Origin of the sequence: Modicisalibacter coralii, assembly GCF_004117855.1 — a bacterium.
GTDB classification, from domain to species: Bacteria; Pseudomonadota; Gammaproteobacteria; order Pseudomonadales; family Halomonadaceae; genus Modicisalibacter; species Modicisalibacter coralii.
Window position 1 is genome coordinate 1 of sequence record NZ_QWBW01000043.1, and the last position, 22,228, is coordinate 22,228.

A 22,228-nucleotide genomic window follows, 5' to 3' on the forward strand; every position below is an offset into this window, starting at 1 on the left:
ATTGTCGCGGCGCACAAGGTTCTCCTATGCTGACTGGGCATTTCGTCCTCGAGTCAAGGAGTCTCACATGCAAGACGTGGTCATCGTCGCGGCACGCCGCACCGCCATCGGCACCTTCGGCGGGTCGCTCGCCGGGATTCCCGCCGCCGAGCTGGGCGCCAAGGTGATTCAGGATATCCTCGCCAATACCGGCGTCGCCCCGGAGCAGGTCGACGAAGTCCTGCTCGGCCACGTCTTGACCGCCGCCTGCGGCCAGAACCCGGCCCGCCAGGCGTCGATCCTGGGCGGTCTGCCCCACGGGGTACCGGCGATGACCATCAACAAGGTCTGCGGCTCCGGCCTAAAGGCCCTGCATCTGGCCACCCAGGCGATCCGCTGCGGCGACGCCGAGCTGATTCTCGCCGGCGGTCAGGAGAACATGTCGCTGGCCCCCCACGCCCTGCCGAACTCGCGGACCGGCCAGCGCATGGGCGACTGGAAGGCGATCGACACCATGGTCTACGACGGCCTGTGGGATGCCTTCAACCAGTACCACATGGGCATCACCGCCGAGAACCTCGCCGAGAAGTACGGCATCACCCGCGAGCAGATGGACGAATTCGCCGCCGGCTCGCAGCAGAAGGCCAGCGCGGCCATCGAGTCGGGCCGCTTCGACAGCCAGATCGTGCCCATCGAGATCCCCCAGCGCAAGGGCGATCCGGTGGTCTTCAAGGCCGACGAGGGCCCGCGTGCCGGGATCACCGCCGAGAAGCTCGCCGGCATGAAACCGGCCTTCAAGAAGGACGGCACCGTCACCGCGGGCAACGCCTCGTCGATCAACGACGGCGCCGCGGTGACCATGATCTGCTCCGCGAAGAAGGCCCAGGAACTGGGGCTCGAGCCGCTGGCGCACATCAAGGCCTACGCCAACGCCGCCGTGGACCCGGCGATCATGGGTATCGGCCCGGCCCCGGCAACCCGGCGCTGCCTGGAAAAGGCCGGCTGGACGACCGATGACCTCGACCTGATCGAGGCCAACGAAGCCTTCGCCGCCCAGGCCCTGTCGGTCAACAAGGAGCTCGGCTGGGATCCGGCCAAGATCAACGTCAATGGCGGGGCGATCGCCCTGGGCCACCCGATCGGCGCCTCCGGCTGCCGGGTGCTGGTAACCCTGGTCCACGAGATGATCGCCCGCGATGCCAAGAAGGGCCTGGCGACGCTGTGCATCGGCGGCGGTCAGGGCGTGGCGCTGGCCATCGAGCGCTAAGCCTTCCCCCACTGTAGCGACACACACCATGACGAAGGCCGGCGTTGATCGCCGGCCTTCCTGCATCTCGGGCCGAGGCGGGCCGCGACCGAATCGGCCTCCTTGCGCGGCCAGCGCCAGCACGTCACCATGGCGTCATCCCATTCCCACGACGCGAATCCAACGACATGAGCAAGTTCTGGAGTCCGGACGTCCGCGAACTGACGCCCTACGTCCCGGGCGAGCAGCCCCGCGAGCGCCTGATCAAGCTGAACACCAACGAGAACCCCTATCCGCCCGCGCCGGGCGTCGAGCGCGCCCTGCGCGACTATCCGATCGACCATCTGCGCCGCTACCCGGATCCCGACTCGCTGGCCCTGCGCGAGGCGCTGGCCCGCGAACACGGCGTCGACACCGAGCAGGTGTTCGTCGGCAACGGTTCCGACGAGGTGCTGGCCCTGGCCTTCCAGGCCTTCTTCCGGCAGCCGGAGCCGCTGCTGATGCCGGCGATCACCTACAGCTTCTACCCGGTCTACTGTCGCCTCTACGCCATCAACTACCGGACCCTGGCGCTCGACGACCACTGGCGGGTACCGCTCGAGGCGCTGACCGGCGAGAGCGGCGGGGTGGTCTTCGCCAACCCCAACGCCCCTACCGGGCATGGCCACTCGCGCTCCGCCATTGCCGACCTGCTCGGCCGGGTCACCGAACGCGTGGTGCTGGTCGACGAGGCCTACGTCGCTTTCGGTGGCGAGAGCTGCGTGCCGCTGATCGACAGCTATCCCAACCTGCTGGTGGTGGGCACCTTCTCCAAGTCGCACAGCCTGGCCGGGCTGCGCCTGGGCTATGCGATCGGCTCACGGGAGTTGATCGAGGGGCTCGAACGGGTCAAGGATTCCTTCAACTCCTACCCCGTCGACAGCCTGGCGCTCGTGGCCGGTGTGGCCGCGCTGGCCGATCGCGAGCACTTCGAGGCCTGCTGCGAACGGGTCGTCACGACCCGCGAACGCGCCCGGCGCCGCCTCACGGAGCTGGGGTTCGAGGTCCTGCCCTCGCAGACCAACTTCCTGCTCGCCCGCCACGAGCGCTACGACGCCGGCGAGCTGTTCACCGGGCTGCGCGAGCGCGGCGTGCTGGTGCGTCACTTCAACAGCGAAGCGCTGCGCGACTTCCTGCGCATCACGGTGGGCACCGACGACGAGATGGACAGCCTGATCGAAGCCCTCGAGGCACTCTGCCGCGGGTGAGCCGTCACCCAAGGTAAAAATCGCCGTCCATGAAAACGGCCCACCCGCTTGGCGGGTGGGCCGTCGTCGTTACCACGGCAACCGAGAGAGGATCACTCGGCCAGGCTGGCCTCGAAGGCGGCCTTCTCTTCGGCGCCCACTTCCTTGATCGACAGCTTGACGCGGTTGCGGTTGTCGATATCGAGTACCTTGACGATGACCTCGTCACCCTCGTTGAGGTAGTCGCGGACGCTGTTGACGCGTTCCGGCACGATCTGCGAGATGTGCACCAGACCGTCGGTCCCCGGCATGAAGTTGACGAAGGCACCGAAGTCGGCGATGCGCACCACCTTGCCCTGGTAGAGCTTGCCGATCTCGGCTTCGGCGGTAATGCCCAGCACGGTGTCGATGGCACGCTTGGCGGCCGCCTTGTCTTCGGCGTAGATGCGCACGGTGCCGTCGTCGTCGATGTCGATCGAGGCGCCGGTATCGTCGCAGATCTGGCGAATGGTCGCCCCGCCCTTGCCGATCACGTCGCGGATCTTCTCCGGATCGATCTTGATGGTGGCCATCGACGGTGCGTTGGCGGAGACTTCCTCGCGGCTGCTGGCGATCACCTGGTTCATCTCGCCGAGGATGTGCAGGCGTGCCTCATGGGCCTGCTGCAGGGCAGTCTCCATGATCTCCTCGTTGATGCCCTCGATCTTGATGTCCATCTGCAGCGCGGTGACCCCCTCGGCGGAACCGGCCACCTTGAAGTCCATGTCGCCGAGGTGGTCCTCGTCACCCAGGATGTCGGTCAGCACGGCGAACTTGTCGTCGTCCTTGACCAGACCCATGGCGATACCCGCCACCGGTGCCTTGAGCGGCACGCCGGCGTCCATCAGCGCCAGGGAGGAGCCGCACACCGAGGCCATCGAGCTCGAGCCGTTGGACTCGGTGATCTCGGAGACCACGCGGATGGTGTAGGGGAATTCCTCGTCACTGGGCAGCATGGCCTGGACACCGCGCCGGGCCAGACGACCGTGACCGATCTCGCGACGCTTGGGACCGCCCATGAAGCCGGCCTCCCCGACGCAGTACGGGGGGAAGTTGTAGTGCAGCAGGAAGCGGTCCTTGCGCTCGCCCTCCAGCGACTCGATCAACTGAGCGTCGCGCAGCGTGCCCAGCGTGGCAATGACCATCGCCTGGGTTTCGCCGCGGGTGAACAGCGCCGAACCGTGGGTCTTGGGCAACAGGCCGACCTCGATGTCCAGCGGACGCACGGTCTTGTGATCGCGGCCGTCGATGCGCGGCTCGCCATTGATCACCCGCGAGCGCACCACGCGCTTCTCGAGTGCGGCGAAGGCGCCGCTCACCGCCTCGGCGTCGAACTGGCCGGCCTCGTCGCCGGCGAGCTGCTCGACCGCCTCGGCCTTGAGCGCCGCCAGGGCGTCCTGACGCGCCATCTTGTCGGTGATGCGATAGGCCTCGCCGACCTTGGCCTCGAAGGCACCGGCGAGCGCTTCCTTCAGGGGGGTGTTCTCGGCGGCGGGCTGCCAGTCCCACTTGGGCTTGCCGGCCTCGGCGACGAATTCGTTGATCGCGCCGATCGCCACCTGCATTTCCTGGTGCCCGAAGAGCACGGCGCCGAGCATTTCGTCCTCGAGCAGTTCCTGGGCCTCGGACTCGACCATCAGCACGGCCTTCTCGGTGCCGGCGACCACCATGTCCAGCTCGGAGGCCTGGAGCTCCTCGACACTGGGGTTGAGGAAGTAGCCGCGATCCTCGGTGAAGGCCACGCGGGCGGCACCGATCGGCCCGTTGAACGGCACGCCGGAGATCGCCAGCGCCGCCGAGGTGCCCAGCATCGCGGCGATATCCGGATCCTGATTGCGATCGGCGGAGAGCACGGTGCAGATCACCTGCACCTCGTTCATGAAGCCCTTGGGAAACAGCGGGCGGATCGGCCGGTCGATCAGCCGCGAGGTCAGGGTTTCCTTCTCGGTGGGGCGCCCCTCGCGCTTGAAGAAGCCGCCGGGGATCTTGCCGACCGAGTAGGTCTTCTCCTGGTAGTGCACCGACAGCGGGAAGAAGTCCTGACCCGGCTTGGTGTCTTTCCTGGCCACCACGGTGCAGAGCACCACGGCGCCATCCATGGTGACCTGAACGGCGCCGGTGGCCTGACGGGCGACGCGCCCGGTTTCGAGGGTGACGGTGCTGTTACCGTACTGGAATGTCTTTCTGACCGGATTCACGGGGCTTCCTTCAACTTGTCGATTGCATGTTCGGGACGTTTGACTCGGCGACCATTTTAGGCGTTCGCGGGGGCGAGGGCTACCGATGCGCCCGAGGGCGACACGCGCCCAAAAAAGAACAAGCAACCCCGAGGGGTTGCTTGTTCTGGAATCAGCCGGGGAATGACGGCTGGATCAACGACGCAGACCCAGGCGCTGGATCAGCGACTGATAGCGCTCGAAATCCTTGCGCTTGAGGTAGTCGAGCAGCTTGCGACGCTGGTTGACCATGCGGATCAGACCACGACGCGAGTGGTGGTCCTGCTTGTTGCTCTTGAAGTGATCCTGCAGGCCGTCGATGTTGGCGCTCAGCAGGGCCACCTGAACCTCGGGGGATCCGGTGTCGTTGTCACCACGGCCGTATTCCTTGACGATTTCGGCCTTCTTTTCAGCGGTCAATGCCATCTGTTTCTCCAGTAAGCAATATGCCTGATGGGGATGAATGTCGGAGACCACGCATATTTGCAGTCTCCCCGTACGCCGCGTGAGCGGCGACGAAGGTGCCACCGCTCAGCCGGTGGCAATCAGTCGACGGGGGGCGATCTCCCCCGTCCCGGTCACCGCGACCAGGCCCAGGAAGGCCCCGTCGCGATAGAGTCGTGCCAGGTCGGCATCGGCCAACCCGGCGGTATCGGCGGCGGCACGCTGGCCGTGCAGCAACCGCGATGCCGCCTCGGGCTCGACGTCCAGGCGCGGCAGGTGGCGCACCAGCACGTCCATGGGCAGCAACGACGCCGTCAGCGTTTCGCCGCTCTCGGCCTCGAGCCCCTCGAAGCCGACCATGTCGGTGGCCTGGAAAGGCCCCGTCTTGAGCCGGCGAAGTGCGGTGATGTGCGCACCGCAACCCAGCGCGCTGCCGATGTCCTCGGCCAGCGTGCGGATGTAGGTGCCCTTGCTGCAGGCCACCTCGAGCTCGAAGCTCTCGGTGGTGCAACTGACGAGGCGCGTATCATAAACCGTCACACGACGTGGCGCACGCGCAATCGTCTTGCCCTCGCGGGCCAGTTCGTAGAGCGGCCGCCCCTGGTGCTTGAGCGCCGAATGCATCGGCGGGATCTGCTCGATCTCGCCGCGAAAGTCGTTCAGCACCCGCTGCAGGGTCGCCTCGTCGATGCCGGCCACCGGACGACGCTCGACGATGCTGCCGTCGGCATCGCCAGTATCGGTGATCTCGCCCAGCTTGACCCGGGTGCGATACACCTTGTCGGCCTCGAGCAGGTAGGACGAGAACTTGGTCGCCTCGCCGAAGCACACCGGCAGCAGCCCGGTGGCCATCGGGTCCAGGGTCCCGGTATGCCCCGCCTTCTGCGCCTGGAACAGCCGGCGCGCGCGTTGCAGGGCATGATTGCTCGACACGCCCGGCGGCTTGTCGAGCAGCAACACGCCGTCGATCGGCAGGCCGCGACGGCGACGCGCCATCAGCGCTCTTCCTCGTCATCGCCGTGACGAGAACGGTCGGCTTCGACCGCCTCGTCGATCAGCGACGACAGCTTGTGGCCGCGAGTCACGCTCTCGTCGTAGTGGAAGCGCAATTCCGGCACGTGCCGCAGCTTCATGCGCCGGGCGATCTGGCTGCGCAGAAAACCACCGGCGCGCTTGAGCACCGCCAGGTTTTCCTTGATCCGCGCGGCATCGTCGTCGCCCAGCAGGGTGATGTAGACGTCGGCGTAACCCAGGTCGCGGCTGACGGTCACGCCACTGACGGTGACCATGCCCAGCCGCGGATCCTTGACCTCGCGCTGGATGAGGACCGCCAGCTCCTGCTGGAGCTGATCGGCCACCCGGTCGGTACGCTTGAACTCGCGCATCCGCTCACTCTCCTCGACGCGTCACAGGGAGCGTTCGACCTTGACCTGGTCGAAGACCTCGATCTTGTCGCCGACCTGCACGTCGTTGTAGTTCTTGACGCCGATGCCGCACTCCATGCCGTTGCGCACTTCGTTGACGTCATCCTTGTAGCGACGCAGCGATTCCAGGTCGCCCTCGTAGATGACCACGTTGTCGCGCAGAACACGGATCTTCTTGTTGCGGTGCACGGTGCCCTCGACGACCATGCAGCCGGCCACGGCACCGATCTTGGGCGCCTTGAAGACGTCGCGAACCTCGGCCACGCCGACGATCTCTTCCTTCCACTCCGGCGCCAGCATGCCGCTCATCGCCTGCTTGACCTCGTCGATCAGCTGGTAGATGACGCTGTAGTAGCGCAGGTCGAGACCCTCGCGCTCGATGATCTCGCGCGCGGCGGCATCGGCACGGACGTTGAAGCCGACCACGATGGCGTCACTGGCCAGCGCCAGGTTGGCGTCGGTACCGGTGATACCACCGACCCCGGAGGACACCACGGCGACCTGAACCTCGTCGGTGGAGAGTTCTTCCAGCGCGCCACGGATCGCTTCCAGCGAGCCCTGGACGTCGGCCTTGAGGACGATGTTGACCTTGGCCACCTCGTCCTGGCCCATCTGGCTGAACATGTTCTCCAGCTTGGCCTTCTGCTGACGCGCCAGGCGTACCTCGCGGTACTTGCCCTGACGGAAGTTGGCGACTTCGCGCGCCTTCTTCTCGTCGGCGAGCACCATGAAGTCCTCGCCCGCCTCGGGGGTGCCGTCCAGGCCCTGGATCTCCACCGGCATCGACGGACCGACCTGCTCGACCTGCTTGCCGAGCTCGTTGGTCAGCGCCCGCACGCGGCCATAGTGGAGGCCGGCCAGGACGATGTCGCCCCGGTTCAGGGTGCCGTTCTGGACCAGCACGGTGGCCACCGGGCCGCGGCCCTTGTCGAGGCGCGATTCGACCACCACGCCCTTGGCCGGCGCTTCGGGGACCGCCTTGAGCTCGAGCACCTCGGAAACCAGCAGGACCGCCTCGAGCAGAGCATCGATGCCGTCGCCGGTCTTCGCCGAGACGTGGACGAACTGGGTATCGCCGCCCCACTCCTCGGAGATCACGCCGTGCTGCGACAGCTCGTTCTTGACCCGATCGGGATCGGCGCCGGCCTTGTCGATCTTGTTGACCGCGACCACCAGCGGCACACCGGCCGCCTTGGCGTGCTCGACCGCCTCGATGGTCTGCGGCATCACGCCGTCGTCGGCGGCGACCACCAGGATGACCACGTCGGTGGCCTGGGCGCCGCGCGCACGCATGGCGGTGAACGCCGCGTGACCCGGGGTATCGAGGAAGGTGATGTCACCCGTCTCGTGCTCGACGTGGTAGGCGCCGATGTGCTGGGTGATGCCACCGGCCTCGCCGGTCGCCACCTTGGTGCGACGAATGTAGTCGAGCAGCGAGGTCTTGCCGTGGTCGACGTGACCCATCACCGTGACCACCGGAGCGCGAGTGATCTCCTCGCCCTCGTAGGAGATACCCTCGAGAACCTCGGTCTCCAGCGCGTCGTCCTTGACCAGCTTGGGCTTGTGGCCCATTTCCTCGACGACGATCGCCGCGGTGTCCTGATCGATGGTCTGGTTGATGGTCACCGCCGCGCCCATGGTGAACATGGCCTTGATGACCTCGTTGGCCTTGATCGCCATCTTGTCGGCCAGGTCGGCGACGCTGATCGACTCGGGGATCGCCACTTCGCGCACGATCGGCTGCGTCGGCTTCTGGAAACCGTGCTTGCCGCCACCGCTGTCGCGACCGCCACGACGGCTGCCCCGACGCTCGGCACGCTTGACCTTCTTGCCGCTGCCGCGACGACGCTCGGCACGCTCTTCGCGATCCTCGTCGCGACTGGTGTCGTGGCGTCCCTTCTTGGCGGCGGCCTTCTTGGGATTGGCGCGGCGGTTGTCGCTGCGCGGTTCCTTGGGCGGCGCCTCGACCACCGGCGGCTCTTCCGCGGGCAGCTCGAGCTCGGTGGGAATCTCCTCGGCCGGCTTGTCATCGGCCTTCGGTGCCGGCTCGGCGGCTTCCTGCTGCTTGGCCGCTTCCGCTTCCTCGGCCTGCTTGGCCTCGGCGGCCTGCTGCGCCTCGCGCTCGGCCTTCTCGCGCGCCTGGGTGGCATCGGCCATGTCTCCGACCAGTTGCCGCGGCCCCTGATCGACGGCTTCCGGCGCCTCTTCCTCCTGAGACTCCTCGCGCTTGACGTAGGTCCGCTTCTTGCGCACCGAGACCTCGATGCTCTTGCCGCGGCCGTCGCCGGAGCGAATCCGGCTCTTGGTCTTGCGCGTCAGGGTGATGCGATTCTTGGCACCGCGACCGCCACCATGACTCTGGGTGAGATGGTCGAGCAGACGCTGCTTGTCCTCTTCGGACACCGCATCGCCCTCGGCCTTGTGCGGGAGCCCCGCTTCCTTCATCTGCTCCAGCAGGCGGGACGTGTCACGCCCCACCTTGGCTGCAAAATCTTTAACCGTCATTTCTGCCATTACGACCCTCCTGAGCCCGTGACCTAGTTACTCTTCACTCTCGAACCAGGGCGCACGGGCGGTCATGATCAGTGCCGCGGCGCGCTCTTCGTCCACGTCCTCGATGTCCTTGAGGTCATCGACGGACTGTTCGGCAAGATCCTCCATGGTGACGATGCCACGGCTGGCCAGAATGAAGGCCAGGTGACGGTCCATGCCGTCCATCTCGAGGAGGTCGTCGGCGGGCTGGGCGCCGTCGAGTGCCTCCTCGGAGGCGATTGCCAGGTTCAACAGCTCGTCCTTAGCGCGTGCGCGCAACTCTTCTACCAGGTCCTCGTCGAATTCCTCGATCTCGAGCATCTCCTCGAGCGGCACATAGGCGATCTCCTCCAGCGAGGTGAAGCCCTCCTCGACCAGGATCCGCGCCATTTCCTCGTCGACCTCGAGGTGGTTGATGAAGTACTCGACCAGGGTGTCGACCTCCTGCTCGCGCTTGCCCTCGGCCTCTTCCTCCGTCATCACGTTGAGCGTCCAGCCGGTCAGCTCGCTGGCCAGGCGCACGTTCTGGCCGCTGCGGCCGATGGCCTGGGCCAGGTTGTCCTCGGCAACGGCCACGTCCATGGCATGGGCGTCCTCGTCGACGAGGATGGACGCCACGTCGGCCGGCGCCATGGCGTTGATCACCAGCTGCGCCGGGTTGTCGTCCCAGAGGATGATGTCGACGCGCTCGTTGCGCAGCTCGTTGGAGACCGCCTGGACCCGCGAGCCCCGCATCCCCACGCAGGCGCCGACCGGATCGATGCGCTTGTCGTTGGTCTTGACCGCGATCTTGGCCCGCGAGCCCGGATCGCGGGCGGCGCCCTTGATCTCGATGAGCTGCTCGGCGATCTCGGGAACCTCGATCTTGAACAGCTCGATGATCAGTTCCGGGCGCGTCCGCGACAGGATCAACTGTGAGCCGCGCGCCTCGGCGTCGACCTTCCACAGCAAGGCGCGAACCCGCTCGTTCATGCGGTAGCGCTCGCCGGGGATCATTTCGCTGCGCGGCAGGAAGGCCTCGGCATTGTCGCCAAGGTCGATGATCAGCCCGTCACGTGTCGTCTTCTTGACGATCCCGGCGATCAACTCACCCTCGCGCTCGGCATAGTGGCGCACGATCTCGGCGCGTTCGGCTTCACGGACCTTCTGAACGATGACCTGCTTGGCCGTCTGCGCGGCGATGCGACCGAAGGCGGCGTTCTCGATGCGCTCCTCGACCACGTCGCCCAGGGTCAGCGGCGGATCACGCTGCTCGGCGAACGACTGCTTGATCTCGGCGTCGGGATTCTCGAACTCGTCATCCTCGACCACGACCCAGCGCCGGAAGGTCTCGTAGTCGCCGGTGACCCGGTCGATCTGGACCCGCACGCTCACTTCCTGGCCATCGAAGCGCTTGCGTGATGCGCTGGCCAGCGCCGCCTCGACGGCGCCGAAGATCACGTCGCGGGGCACGCCCTTTTCGTTCGAGATCGCGTCAACGACCAGCAGAATCTCTTTGCTCATGCCTTAAGCCTCGCCAGAAATCAGTCCTTATCCATCGAACTGCGGAACGATCCGCGCCTGATCGATGGTATCGATGGGAAAGCAATACTCTTCGCCGTCGAGCTGCAGCAACACCTCGTCGTTCTCGACGCCCGCCAGCAACCCCTTGAACTTGCGGCGCCCATCGAACGGCGAGCGCAGGCGCAAGGCCACGACATGCCCCTGGTAGCGAGCGAACTGCTCGAGCGTGAACAGGGGGCGATCCATGCCGGGCGACGACACCTCCAACTGGTACTGGCCAGGGATCGGGTCCTCGACATCGAGGATGCCGCTGATCTGCCGGCTGACGTCGGCACAATCGTCGACCGTGATGCCATCGGGACTGTCGATGTACACCACCAGACGGGAGTGCTTGCCCTGGGAAAGATGGTCGATACCCCAGAGCTCAAACCCCATGCCGGTCACCACCGGTTCGATGAGTGCGTTCAGCGCAGCGTCCTTGATTGCCACAGATGAAGGCTCCTACAGCAGTTGCATCAGGCACCTGACCGGGAGTAGAGAGGAAAGCTAGGTGGCTGATTGGCGTTAGCGTCAGCGGTGCGAACCGCTAACAAAAAGCCCCTTCATAGGAAGGGGCCTTTCAAGAAACTTGGTAGCGGGGGCCGGATTTGAACCGACGACCTTCGGGTTATGAGCCCGACGAGCTACCAGACTGCTCCACCCCGCATCATAGGTTGGCGATTATAAAAATCCGCTCACCCCTCGGTCAAGGACCCGAGCGTATCGCCACGTCTTGCCAATCGTGCTTCTGAGCGGGCCGTCATGCGGGCCTTCAGATGGTGCCGAAGGGGGGACTTGAACCCCCACGACCATAAGGTCACTACCCCCTCAAGATAGCGTGTCTACCAATTCCACCACTTCGGCATCAGGGGGCGAACACACAGTCGATCTTGCTGACTCACCGTGTGCTCGTTGCTCGGACAACCTCGAAACCCGAAAACTGCCCGAAACAGCACTACATTTCAACGTCTAAGGCGTGGAGATCACTCTCCGGAATCCTCTAGCGTTGGCGCAGTATTATCCCCACCTTGATCGCTTTCGTCAAGGGTCGGTACCGATTTCTGCTGTTCGACCACCTTGGCGTCGGGAATCCCCACCTCAGGCGCATTGTCGGCCTGGGAGGAGGCGAAGTACGCCAGCGCCAGCGAGGTGGCGAAGAACGCCGCCGCCAGGGCGCCGGTCAGCTTGGCGAGAAAGCTCCCGCTGCCGCGCGAGCCGAACACGGTCTGGGAGGCGCCGCCACCGAAGGAGGCCCCGGCATCGGCACCTTTGCCCTGCTGCAACAGGACGAGGGCGACCAGCGCGATGGCGATCGCCACATGAATCATGAGAATGGCAACTTGCATGGTTGTTTAACCTGCTGACTGACAGATGGCTAGAAAATCGTCGACCTTGAGCGAGGCACCGCCCACCAGGCCGCCGTCGATGTCCGGCTGGGCGAGCAGTTCGGCCGCGTTGTCGGCATTCATGCTGCCGCCGTAGAGCAACCGCATTCCCTCCGCCAGCGAGCGATCGAAGCCGGCCTGATAGGCACGGATCTCGCTCATCACTTCCTGGGCCTGCTCGGGGGTCGCGGTGCGCCCGGTGCCGATCGCCCAGACCGGTTCGTAGGCGATGGTCACCGCGGCACGCTGCGCCGGCTCCAGACGCGCCATCACGGCCCCCACCTGACGCAGCACCACATCGCGGGTGCGGCCGGCATCGCGCTCCTCGAGCGTTTCGCCGACACACAGGATGGGGCGCAGCTCGGCCGTGAGCGCCGCCAGCAGGCGGTCGTAGACGTCGTCGTCGCTTTCCCGGTAGAGCGCCCGGCGCTCGGAGTGGCCGACCAGCACGTAGTCGACGCCGAACTCGCGCAGCATGCCGCCGCTCACCTCCCCGGTATGCGCACCACCGTGCTGGGGATTCAGGGTCTGGGCGCCGAGCATCACCGGCGTGCCGCCCAGGGCCCGCTGCGCGGCCGCCAGATAGGGAAACGGCGGAATCAGACAGACCTCCACGGACGGAGATAGCCCGGCCTCGGCGAACGCCTCGCCGAACCGCTCGACCAGCGTCAGGGAACCGTTCATCTTCCAGTTGCCGGCGATCAGCGGCATGCGCATGAGCTACCCCCTTTCTCGAAGTGGTGCAAGATGGTATAGGAGCGTCCCGGGCAAGACAACCGCCCCGGATCAGGCGATCAGTGCCTCGACCTCGGCGGCGATGCGTCGGGCCAGCCCCTGAACGTCGAAGCGCGGCCGTCCCTCGACCATCACCCGGATCAGCGGCTCGGTGCCCGACGGTCTCAACAGCACCCGCCCCTCGTCGCCCAGCTCCTCCTCGACCGCCGCCACGGTGCGGGTCAACGACTCGCTGGCCAGCAGTGCGGGCTTGTCGGTCTGGGGCGTCAGGCGCACGTTGACCAGGGCCTGGGGTGCTTTCTCGAAGCCGTCGAGCAGCGACGCCAGGGAGCGTCCCTGGCCGACCATGATCGCCACCACCTGCAGGGCCGAGACGATGCCGTCGCCGGTGGTCTGGATGTGGCCGCAGACGATGTGCCCCGAGGATTCGCCGCCCAGCTGCCAGCCGTTGGCGATCAGCCGCTCCATGACGTAGCGGTCGCCGACCTTGGCCCGCTCGAAGGGAATCCCCAGCGCAGCGAGCGCCGCGGCCAGGCCGAAATTGCTCATCAGCGTGCCGACCACGCCGCCGCCCAGCACACCGCGCTCGTGCCGGTCGCGGGCGATCAGGTAGAGGATGTCGTCGCCGTCGACCTCGCGGCCGTCGGCATCGACCAGGATCACCCGGTCACCGTCGCCGTCGAAGGCGATACCCAGGTCCGCGCCATGCTCGATGACCGCCGCGCGCAGCGACGCCGGGTGCGTGGAGCCGACCTTCTGATTGATGTTGAGCCCGTCCGGCGCCGAGCCCAGCACGCGGACCTCGGCCCCCAGCTCGCGGAATACGCTGGGCGCGATGTGGTAGGTGGCACCGTGAGCGCAATCGAGCACCACCTTGAGCCCGTTCAGTGCCAGACGCTGCGGAATCGTCGACTTGCAGAACTCGATGTAACGGCCCGGCGCGTCGCCGATGCGCACCGCCTTGCCCAGCCGGTCGGCGGAGACGGTCTCCAGCGGCTTCTCGAGCTCGGCCTCGATCGCTTCCTCGACGGCGTCGGGCAGCTTGGTGCCCTCGGCGGAGAAGAACTTGATGCCGTTGTCCTGGAAGGGATTGTGCGAGGCGGAGATGACGATGCCGGCATCGGCGCGGAAGGTCCGGGTCAGGTAGGCGATCGCCGGCGTGGGCATGGGCCCGAGCAGCGACACGTCGACGCCGGCGGCCGACAGCCCGGCCTCCAGGGCCGACTCGAACATGTAGCCGGAGATACGCGTGTCCTTGCCGATCAGTACCTTGGCATTGGGATTGTGATGCTCCAGCACCCGACCCACGGCCCAGCCCAGCTTGAGCATGAAATCGGCGGTGATCGGATACTCCCCCACCGTGCCACGGATCCCGTCGGTCCCGAAGTAACGTCGTGTCATGGTTCAGCGCCTTCCTGTAGCACGGCCCAGGTCATGTTGATGGCATCCACGCTGGGGCCCACATCGTGAACGCGAAGAATCCGCGCGCCGCGTTCGACGGCCAGCGTCGACAGCGCCAGTCCGCCCGCCAGGCGCTCCTCGACCGGGCGGTCGAGCACCTGCCCGATCATGCGCTTGCGCGACATCCCGGCCAGCACCGGCAGGCCGAAGTCGGCCAGCGTGTCCAGGCGATTGAGCAGGCGCAGGTTGTGCGCGACGGTCTTGGCAAAGCCGAAGCCCGGGTCGAGGATCAGCCGCTCGCGGCGGATACCCGCCTTTTCGCAGGCGGCGATCCGCTCGGCGAGGAACGTCGCCACGGCCTGCTCCACCGGCTCAGCATAGTCGGCCGCCTGCTGCATGTCCCCCGGTTCGCCGAGCATGTGCATCAGGCAGACCGGCAGCCCGCTGGCGGCCGCCACCTCGAGCGCAGCAGGCCGGCGCAGCGCACGCACGTCGTTGAGCATGCCGGCACCGGCGTCGCTCACCGCGCGCATCACCTCGGGCGAGCTGGTATCCACCGAGACCAGGGCGTCGAGCTCGTGAACCAGCGCCTCGACGATCGGCACCACCCGGTCGAGTTCGGCCTGCTCGGGGACCGGCTCGGCCCCGGGGCGCGTCGACTCGCCGCCCACGTCGATGATCGCCGCACCCTCGGCGAGCATGGCCTCGGCATGGCGCAGGGCATCGTCGCGAACGGCGAAGCGTCCGCCGTCGGAGAAGGAGTCCGGCGTGACATTGAGGATCCCCATCACCCGGGGGTAGGAGAGGTCGAGCCGGTGCCGACCGCACTGCAACACGGCCTCGGATGCGACATCTGTCATGGCAGGGTCCCGATGGCAAAAAGCGTCACTCTAATCAGAGCCTCATAACGGTGCAAGGCGCCCCGAAGGGCGCCTTGTCCGTGGTCACGAAAGTGGACCGTCAGTGGCCGGCGGGGCCGCCCAGCGGATCGGATGGCCGGCGGCCGGGACGCTCGTCCTCGTCCTCGCCGTCGTCCGCCTCCGGCTGGTGGTCGATGACCGGCGACCCGCTGCCCGAGTCGTTGCCGTCGTCCCAATCCTTGGGCGGACGTGGCTTGCGACCGGCCATGATGTCCTTGAGCTGGTCGGCGTCGATGGTCTCGTACTGCATCAGCGCTTCGGCCATCCTGTCGAGCTTGTCGCGATTCTCGTCGAGCAGCTGCTTGGCGTGGGCGTAGCACTCGTCGATGATCCGCCGCACCTCCTTGTCGAGGCGCGTGGTGGTCTCGCCGGACTTGAGCTTGCCACCGCTCTGGCCCGGGCCGCCGAGGAACTGATGCGACTCGTCCTCGTCGTACATGATCGGGCCCATCTCCTCGGACAGCCCCCACTTGGCGACCATGTTGTGGGCCAGTTCGGTGGCACGCTTGATGTCGTTGGAGGCGCCGGTGGTCACCCCGTTGGGCCCCAGCGTCATCTCCTCGGCGATGCGACCGCCGAACAGCGAACAGATCTGGCTGATGATCTGCTGCCGCGAGAAGCTGTAGCGATCTTCCTCGGGCAGGAACATGGTCACCCCCAGGGCACGCCCGCGCGGGATGATGGTCACCTTGTAGACCGGGTCGTGCTCGGGCATCAGCAGGCCGATGATGGCGTGGCCGGACTCATGATAGGCGGTGTTGAGCTTCTCCTTCTCGGTCATCACCATCGAGCGGCGCTCGGCGCCCATCATGATCTTGTCCTTGGCCAGCTCGAGCTCCTCCATGCCCACCAGGCGACGATTGCGACGCGCGGCGAACAGCGCGGCCTCGTTGACCAGATTGGCCAGGTCGGCGCCGGAGAAGCCCGGCGTGCCACGCGCGATCAGGCTGGGCTTGACGTCCTCGCCGAGCGGCACCTTGCGCAGGTGCACGCTGAGGATGTGTTCGCGGCCGCGGATGTCGGGCAGCGGCACGGTGACCTGGCGGTCGAAGCGGCCCGGGCGCAGCAGCGCCGGATCGAGCACGTCGGGACGGTTGGTGGCGGCGATGACGATGATGCCGTCGTTGGCCTCGAAGCCGTCCATCTCGACCAGCAGTTGGTTGAGCGTCTGCTCGCGCTCGTCGTGACCGCCGCCCATGCCGGAGCCACGATGGCGGCCGACGGCGTCGATCTCGTCGATGAAGATGATGCACGGCGCCTGCTTCTTGGCCTGCTCGAACATGTCACGCACGCGCGAGGCACCGACACCCACGAACATCTCGACGAAGTCGGAGCCCGAGATGGTGAAGAACGGCACCTTGGCCTCGCCGGCGATCGCCTTGGCGAGCAGCGTCTTGCCGGTCCCCGGCGGGCCGACCATCAGCACCCCGCGGGGAATCTGGCCACCCAGGCGCTGGAACTTGGACGGATCCTTGAGGAAGTCGACCAGCTCCTCGACCTCCTCCTTGGCCTCGTCGCAGCCGGCGACATCGGCGAAGGTGGTCTTGACCTGATCCTGGGTGAGCAGCTTGGCCTTGGACTTGCCGAAGCTCATCGGCCCGCCCTTGCCGGCACCGCCACCCTGCATCTGGCGCATGAAGAACAGGAAGATCGCGAGGATGATCAGGATCGGGAAGCTGGCGATCAGTAGCCGCGTCCACAGGCTCTGCTCCTCGGGCTTCTTGCCGGTGACGCTGACGTTGTGCGACAGCAGGTCGTCCATCAGCTTGGGATCCTGCGCCGCCGGGCGCACGGTCTGGAACTTCGAGCCGTCGTCGCGCTCGCCGTTGATGGTGTAGCCGTCGATCGTCACAGAACGGACCTGACCGTTCTGCACCTGCTGGACGAACTGCGAGTAGTTCATCGTCTGCGGTGAGCTATCGACGCTGAAATTGTTGAACACCGTCAGCAGAACCGCCGCGATGACCAACCAGAGAATCAGGTTCTTCGCCATGTCGTTCAAGGGAATACCCTCATTGCATCAATCTGTCCGCCAAGCGTGCCCATGGCTCGACACTACCCTAGATGAGGGCGGTCGGCCACGCCTGCAAGCTCAGCCCTTGAATCCGTCTGCCAGCAGATAGACCTCGCGCGAGCGATCGCGCGACGCTCCCGGCTTGCGGGTGACCACCCGGGCGAAGCGGTCGCGCAGCGCCTTCAGGTAGTCGTCGAACCCTTCGCCCTGGAACACCTTGGTGAGAAGGCGCCCCCCGGGCGTCAATGTCTGGGTGGCCAGATCCAGCGCCAGTTCGACCAGGTACATCGCCTTGGGCTGGTCGATGGCGGCCATGCCACTCATGTTGGGTGCCATGTCGGAAATGATCAAATCCACCGGGCGCCCGTCGAGCTGCGCCAGGATCGCCTCCAGCACGGCATCCTCGGTGAAGTCGCCCTGCACGAAGCTGACACCGGCCAGCGAGTCCATCTCGAGGATGTCGGAAGCGATCACCAGGCCGCCCGGCCCCACCCGCTCGGCCGCCACCTGGCTCCAGCCCCCCGGGGCCGCGCCGAGGTCGATCACCGTCAGGCCGGGCTTGAAAAGCCGATCCTTGTCGTCGAGTTCGAGCAGCTTGTAGCTGGCCCGGCTGCGATAGCCGTCCTGCCACGAACGCTGCACGTAGGGATCGTCGAAATGTTCCTTGAGCCAGCCGGCACTGCTCTTGCTGCCGGTGGCGGGCTTGCTGGAAGTGGTTCGCGCCACGCAATCACCTAAGCGGGCCTGCCCAAGGGGCGGGGCCTTGAATCACAGGGGTGTCGAGGGTGCGGGGAGAAACGTCGAGTGAGGTCAATCCGGCCGGAGCGCTTTGCAATGCCCGTCTTTCGCCTTACCATGGCGCGTTCAGTGGTCGCGACCCGGACCGATGCCGTCACGACCGTCGCCGACCGCACTTGCCGCTCCCCACGCACGCCAACCGGAACGATCACGATACCATGAGCTTGTCACAGGCACAAAAGAAAGCATTTCGCAGCATCGGCCATCATCTCTCGCCCATCGTGACGGTTTCCGACAACGGTCTGAGTGACGGCGTGATCGCCGAACTCGAGCGCGCGCTCGCCGATCACGAGCTGGTCAAGATCAAGATCGCCGTCGGTGAACGCGACACCCGCCGGGCCGTGGCCGAGCAGCTGTGCACCGATACCGGCGCCGAGCTGGTGCAGACCATCGGCAAGGTCGCGCTGCTCTATCGCGACAACCCCAAGGCCAATCCCAAGCTGTCGAACATCAAGCGCTTCGAGTCACATCACGGCCGGCACTGACGCGCTTCGCGCGAGCCGTAAGTCATGAGCTTTGAGCTGTAAGCAAACACCCCCGAGGCAGAACCTCGGGGGTGTTTGGGTTTGACTGACAGCTTACAGCTTAACGCTTACAGCTGGGTCACAGGTGCTCGACGCTGGAGATCTCGTACTCGACATCGCCGCCGGGCGTGCGCACGCCGACCACGTCGCCCTCTTCCTTCCCGATCAGCGCCCGGGCGATCGGCGAGGTCACCGAGATCTTGCCGGCCTTGATGTCGGCCTCGTCCTCGCCGACGATCTGATAACGCACCTCTTCGTCGTTGTCGAGGTTGAGCAGCTCGACGGTGACGCCGAAGATCACCTTGCCGGTACGGGGCATCTTGGTGACGTCGATCACCTGGGCCACGGAGAGCTTGGACTCGATCTCCTGGATGCGCCCTTCGATGAACCCCTGTTGCTCGCGGGCGGCGTGATATTCGGCGTTTTCCTTGAGATCGCCGTGCTCGCGCGCCTCGGCGATGGCATTGATCACCCGAGGACGCTCCACACCCTTGAGCTGGTTGAGCTCTTCACGCAGACGAACCTCGCCTGCCACGGTCATCGGGACCTTGTTCATGGTCTTGCTCCTGCGTGCAGTTCCTGAAGCCGCCGCACGGTGATCTGATTGCCGTACTCGAGCGCCATGCAAACGGCGCGCGCCCCCGCCAGCGTGGTGGCGTAGGGGACCTTGTGAGCAAGCGCGGTGCGACGGATCACGGAAGAATCGTTGATCGCCTGACGGCCTTCGGTGGTATTGACGATGTAGGCCACGTCGTCGTTCTTGATCATATCGACGATGTGCGGGCGCCCCTCGAAGACCTTGTTGACGGTCTTGACCGGCAAGCCGGCCTGCTCGAGGGCCCGAGCGGTCCCGCGGGTAGCGATCAGATCAAAGCCTAATGCTAGCAAAGATTGCGCGACCTCGATAACGCCGACCTTGTCCGGCTCGCGGACCGAGAGGAAGGCGGTGCGATCGCCGGTGAGCGGCGGAATTGCCTCGCCGGCACCGAGCTGCGCCTTGTAGAAGGCCTCGGCGAAGGTCGAGCCGCTGCCCATCACCTCGCCGGTGGACTTCATTTCCGGCGACAGGATCGGGTCGACGCTGGGGAACTTGTTGAACGGGAAGACCGCTTCCTTGACGTTGTAGTAGCCGGGGATCAGCTCGGCGGTGAAGCCCTGCTCGTCGAGCGTCTTGCCGGCCATGCAGCGTGCCGCGACCTGCGCCAGCGAGGTGCCGATGCACTTGGAGACGAACGGTACGGTACGCGAGGCGCGCGGGTTGACCTCGATGACGTAGATCTCGCCGTCCTGCCAGGCCAGCTGGACGTTCATCAGGCCCACCACGTTGAGCTCGACGGCCATCTTCTTGACCTGCTCGCGCATCGCGTCCTGCACGTCCGAAGGCAGGGAATAGGGCGGCAGCGAGCACGCCGAGTCACCGGAGTGCACCCCGGCCTGCTCGATGTGCTGCATGATGCCGCCGATCACCACCGTCCTGCCGTCGGAGACGGCATCGATGTCGATCTCGATCGCGGCATTGAGGAAGTGATCGAGCAGCACCGGCGAGTCGTTGGAGACCTTGACCGCATGGGTCATGTAGTTCTCCAGCTCGTCCGCCGAATAGACGATCTCCATGGCCCGGCCGCCGAGCACGTAGGAGGGCCGCACCACCAGCGGGTAACCGATCTTCTCGGCCTTGGCGAAGGCGTCCTCGAAGCTGCGCGCCGTGGCGTTGGGCGGCTGCTTGAGACGCAGCTTGTCGATCATCTGCTGGAAGCGCTCGCGGTCCTCGGCGCGGTCGATGGCGTCCGGCGTGGTACCGATGATCGGCACCCCGGCGGCCTCGAGCTCGCGGGCCAGCTTGAGCGGCGTCTGGCCGCCGAACTGCACGATCACCCCGACCGGCTGCTCCTTGTCGGCGATCTCCAGCACGTCCTCCAGGGTCACCGGCTCGAAGTAGAGGCGGTCCGAGGTGTCGTAATCGGTGGAGACGGTCTCCGGATTGCAGTTGACCATGATGGTCTCGTAGCCATCCTCGCGCATGGCCAGCGCGGCGTGGACGCAGCAGTAGTCGAACTCGATGCCCTGGCCGATGCGGTTGGGACCGCCGCCCAGCACCATGATCTTCTGGCGGTCGCTGGGCGCGGCCTCGCACTCCTCCTCGTAGGTGGAGTACATGTAGGCGGTGTGCGAGGCGAACTCCGCCGCACAGGTATCGACGCGCTTGTAGACCGGGCGGATGCCGGCCTTCTGGCGGGCCTTGCGGAACTCCTTCTCGGAGACGCCGAGCAGCCTGGCCAGGCGCGCGTCGCTGAAGCCCTTGCGCTTGAGCCGGAACAGCGCGGCGCCGTCCAGCTCGGCCAGTGAGCGCTCGGCCAGCGCGCGCTCGGTGCGGATCAGATCCTCGAGCTGGACCAGGAACCAGCGGTCGATGTTGGTCAGCGCGAAGATCTCGTCGACGCCCATCCCGGCCCGCATGGCATCGGCGATGAAGAAGATGCGATCGGCGCCGGCGGCCTGCAGCTCGCCCTTGATCAGCGCCAGATTCTCGTCGCTGAACTCGGTGACCTTGGGATCGAGCCCGTCGTTGCCGGTCTCCATGCCGCGCAGCGCCTTCTGCAGCGACTCCTGGAAGGTGCGGCCGATCGCCATCACCTCGCCCACCGACTTCATCTGCGTGGTCAGGCGATCGTTGGCCTGGGGGAACTTCTCGAAGGTGAAGCGCGGAATCTTGGTGACCACGTAGTCGATGGCCGGCTCGAAGGACGCCGGGGTCTTGCCGCCGGTGATGTCGTTCTGCAGCTCGTCGAGGGTGTAGCCCACGGCCAGCTTGGCGGCGATCTTGGCGATCGGGAAGCCGGTGGCCTTGGAGGCCAGCGCCGAGGAGCGCGACACCCGCGGGTTCATCTCGATGACCACCATGCGGCCGGTGTCGGGGTCGACACCGAACTGCACGTTGGAACCGCCGGTCTCGACGCCGATCTCGCGCAGCACCGCCAGCGAGGCGTCGCGCATGATCTGGTATTCCTTGTCGGTCAGCGTCTGTGCCGGTGCCACGGTGATCGAGTCGCCGGTATGCACGCCCATCGGATCGAAGTTCTCGATGGCGCAGACGATGATGCAGTTGTCGTTCCTGTCGCGAACGACCTCCATCTCGTATTCCTTCCAGCCCAGCAGGGATTCGTCGATCAGCAGCTCATGGTTGTTGGAGAGTTCGAAGCCACGGTTGCAGATCTCCTCGAACTCTTCCTTGTTGTAGGCCACCCCGCCGCCGGAGCCACCCATGGTGTAGGAGGGCCGGATGATCACCGGGAAGCCCAGCTCGCGCTGGATCTCCCAGGCCTCGCTCATGGTGTGGGCGACCTGCGCCTTGGGGCACTCGAGGCCGATGTTGCGCATCGCCTTGTCGAACAGATCGCGGTCCTCGGCCTTGTTGATGGCGTCGGCATTGGCGCCGATCATCTCCACGCCGTGGCGGGCCAGTACACCGTGCTTGTCCAGGTCCAGCGCGCAGTTGAGCGCGGTCTGGCCGCCCATGGTGGGCAGCAGCGCGTCCGGGCGCTCCTTCTCGATGATCTTCTCGACGGCCTGCCAGGTGATCGGCTCGATGTAGGTGGCATCGGCCATCACCGGGTCGGTCATGATGGTCGCCGGATTGGAGTTGACCAGGATGACCCGGTAGCCCTCCTCGCGCAGCGCCTTGCAGGCCTGGGCGCCGGAGTAGTCGAACTCGCACGCCTGGCCGATGACGATGGGGCCGGCGCCGATGATCAGGATGCTCTGGATGTCGGTACGTTTGGGCATGACGATTCCCGCTGAAGAAT

At 66.0% G+C, this 22,228-nt stretch carries 18 protein-coding genes and 2 tRNA genes; 3 read left to right on the forward strand and 17 right to left on the reverse strand.

Annotated features, from left to right (window positions below):
* Positions 1-67 precede the first annotated feature (67 nt).
* Both D0901_RS18825 and hisC read left to right on the forward strand, forming a co-directional pair.
* Positions 68-1,246, forward strand: coding sequence for an acetyl-CoA C-acetyltransferase (locus tag D0901_RS18825; RefSeq protein ID WP_129141844.1), 1,179 nt, complete (start codon positions 68-70; stop codon positions 1,244-1,246).
* A 167-nt stretch (positions 1,247-1,413) separates the two neighbouring features.
* Positions 1,414-2,472: a histidinol-phosphate transaminase gene (hisC, locus tag D0901_RS18830; RefSeq protein WP_129141845.1), complete on the forward strand. Its 1,059-nt coding sequence runs from the start codon at positions 1,414-1,416 to the stop codon at positions 2,470-2,472.
* Between the two features lie 92 nt (positions 2,473-2,564).
* Here the strand turns inward: hisC and pnp are convergent, their stop codons facing one another.
* From pnp to rlmE, 15 genes are all read right to left on the reverse strand, one after another.
* The gene (gene pnp, locus D0901_RS18835; protein WP_129141846.1) at positions 2,565-4,688 is read right to left on the reverse strand and encodes a polyribonucleotide nucleotidyltransferase; all 2,124 of its coding nucleotides are present in this window, start codon (positions 4,686-4,688) and stop codon (positions 2,565-2,567) included.
* Positions 4,689-4,862: 174 nt separating this feature from the next.
* Entirely contained in the window at positions 4,863-5,132 is a 270-nt protein-coding gene (gene rpsO, locus D0901_RS18840) for a 30S ribosomal protein S15 (protein ID WP_129141847.1), read from the reverse strand.
* Between the two features lie 105 nt (positions 5,133-5,237).
* Positions 5,238-6,146, reverse strand: a complete 909-nt coding sequence (gene truB / locus D0901_RS18845; RefSeq protein ID WP_129141848.1) for a tRNA pseudouridine(55) synthase TruB — start codon at positions 6,144-6,146, stop codon at positions 5,238-5,240.
* A complete protein-coding gene (gene rbfA, locus D0901_RS18850; RefSeq protein ID WP_129141849.1) occupies positions 6,146-6,535 on the reverse strand; it encodes a 30S ribosome-binding factor RbfA in 390 nt (129 codons plus the stop codon). Before rbfA ends, truB begins: the two co-directional genes overlap by 1 nt.
* Positions 6,536-6,556: 21 nt before the next feature.
* On the reverse strand, positions 6,557-9,088 hold the full coding sequence (infB, locus tag D0901_RS18855) for a translation initiation factor IF-2 (protein ID WP_129141850.1): 2,532 nt from the start codon (positions 9,086-9,088) through the stop codon (positions 6,557-6,559).
* 27 nt (positions 9,089-9,115) lie between these two features.
* Positions 9,116-10,609 carry a transcription termination factor NusA gene (gene nusA, locus D0901_RS18860; RefSeq protein WP_129141851.1) on the reverse strand — a complete coding sequence of 498 codons (1,494 nt, stop codon included), beginning with the start codon at positions 10,607-10,609 and terminating at the stop codon, positions 9,116-9,118.
* Positions 10,610-10,636: 27 nt separating this feature from the next.
* On the reverse strand, positions 10,637-11,098 hold the full coding sequence (gene rimP / locus D0901_RS18865) for a ribosome maturation factor RimP (protein ID WP_129141852.1): 462 nt from the start codon (positions 11,096-11,098) through the stop codon (positions 10,637-10,639).
* A gap of 140 nt (positions 11,099-11,238) precedes the next feature.
* A tRNA-Met gene (locus D0901_RS18870) sits at positions 11,239-11,315 on the reverse strand.
* A 110-nt stretch (positions 11,316-11,425) separates the two neighbouring features.
* Positions 11,426-11,512 (reverse strand) — tRNA-Leu (locus tag D0901_RS18875).
* A 119-nt stretch (positions 11,513-11,631) separates the two neighbouring features.
* Positions 11,632-11,994 (reverse strand): preprotein translocase subunit SecG, encoded by a 363-nt coding sequence (gene secG, locus D0901_RS18880; protein WP_129141853.1) that lies wholly within the window; start codon positions 11,992-11,994, stop codon positions 11,632-11,634.
* A 6-nt stretch (positions 11,995-12,000) separates the two neighbouring features.
* A complete protein-coding gene (gene tpiA / locus D0901_RS18885) occupies positions 12,001-12,750 on the reverse strand; it encodes a triose-phosphate isomerase (protein ID WP_129141854.1) in 750 nt (249 codons plus the stop codon).
* A 69-nt stretch (positions 12,751-12,819) separates the two neighbouring features.
* A complete protein-coding gene (gene glmM, locus D0901_RS18890; protein WP_129141855.1) occupies positions 12,820-14,169 on the reverse strand; it encodes a phosphoglucosamine mutase in 1,350 nt (449 codons plus the stop codon).
* Entirely contained in the window at positions 14,166-15,029 is an 864-nt protein-coding gene (gene folP, locus D0901_RS18895; RefSeq protein WP_224418187.1) for a dihydropteroate synthase, read from the reverse strand. The genes glmM and folP overlap by 4 nt, the downstream gene beginning before the upstream one ends.
* 100 nt (positions 15,030-15,129) lie before the next feature.
* The gene (ftsH, locus tag D0901_RS18900) at positions 15,130-17,091 is read right to left on the reverse strand and encodes an ATP-dependent zinc metalloprotease FtsH (protein WP_129141856.1); all 1,962 of its coding nucleotides are present in this window, start codon (positions 17,089-17,091) and stop codon (positions 15,130-15,132) included.
* Between the two features lie 90 nt (positions 17,092-17,181).
* Entirely contained in the window at positions 17,182-17,829 is a 648-nt protein-coding gene (gene rlmE, locus D0901_RS18905; protein ID WP_129141857.1) for a 23S rRNA (uridine(2552)-2'-O)-methyltransferase RlmE, read from the reverse strand.
* A gap of 230 nt (positions 17,830-18,059) precedes the next feature.
* On the opposite strand from rlmE, the gene yhbY reads away from it, so the two are divergent.
* On the forward strand, positions 18,060-18,386 hold the full coding sequence (yhbY, locus tag D0901_RS18910; RefSeq protein WP_129141858.1) for a ribosome assembly RNA-binding protein YhbY: 327 nt from the start codon (positions 18,060-18,062) through the stop codon (positions 18,384-18,386).
* 118 nt (positions 18,387-18,504) lie between these two features.
* Here yhbY and greA read toward each other — a convergent pair whose 3' ends face one another.
* Together greA and carB are read right to left on the reverse strand one after the other, a co-directional pair.
* On the reverse strand, positions 18,505-18,981 hold the full coding sequence (gene greA / locus D0901_RS18915) for a transcription elongation factor GreA (RefSeq protein ID WP_129141859.1): 477 nt from the start codon (positions 18,979-18,981) through the stop codon (positions 18,505-18,507).
* Positions 18,978-22,208: a carbamoyl-phosphate synthase large subunit gene (gene carB, locus D0901_RS18920; protein WP_129141860.1), complete on the reverse strand. Its 3,231-nt coding sequence runs from the start codon at positions 22,206-22,208 to the stop codon at positions 18,978-18,980. The genes greA and carB overlap by 4 nt, the downstream gene beginning before the upstream one ends.
* Positions 22,209-22,228: the final 20 nt, after the last annotated feature.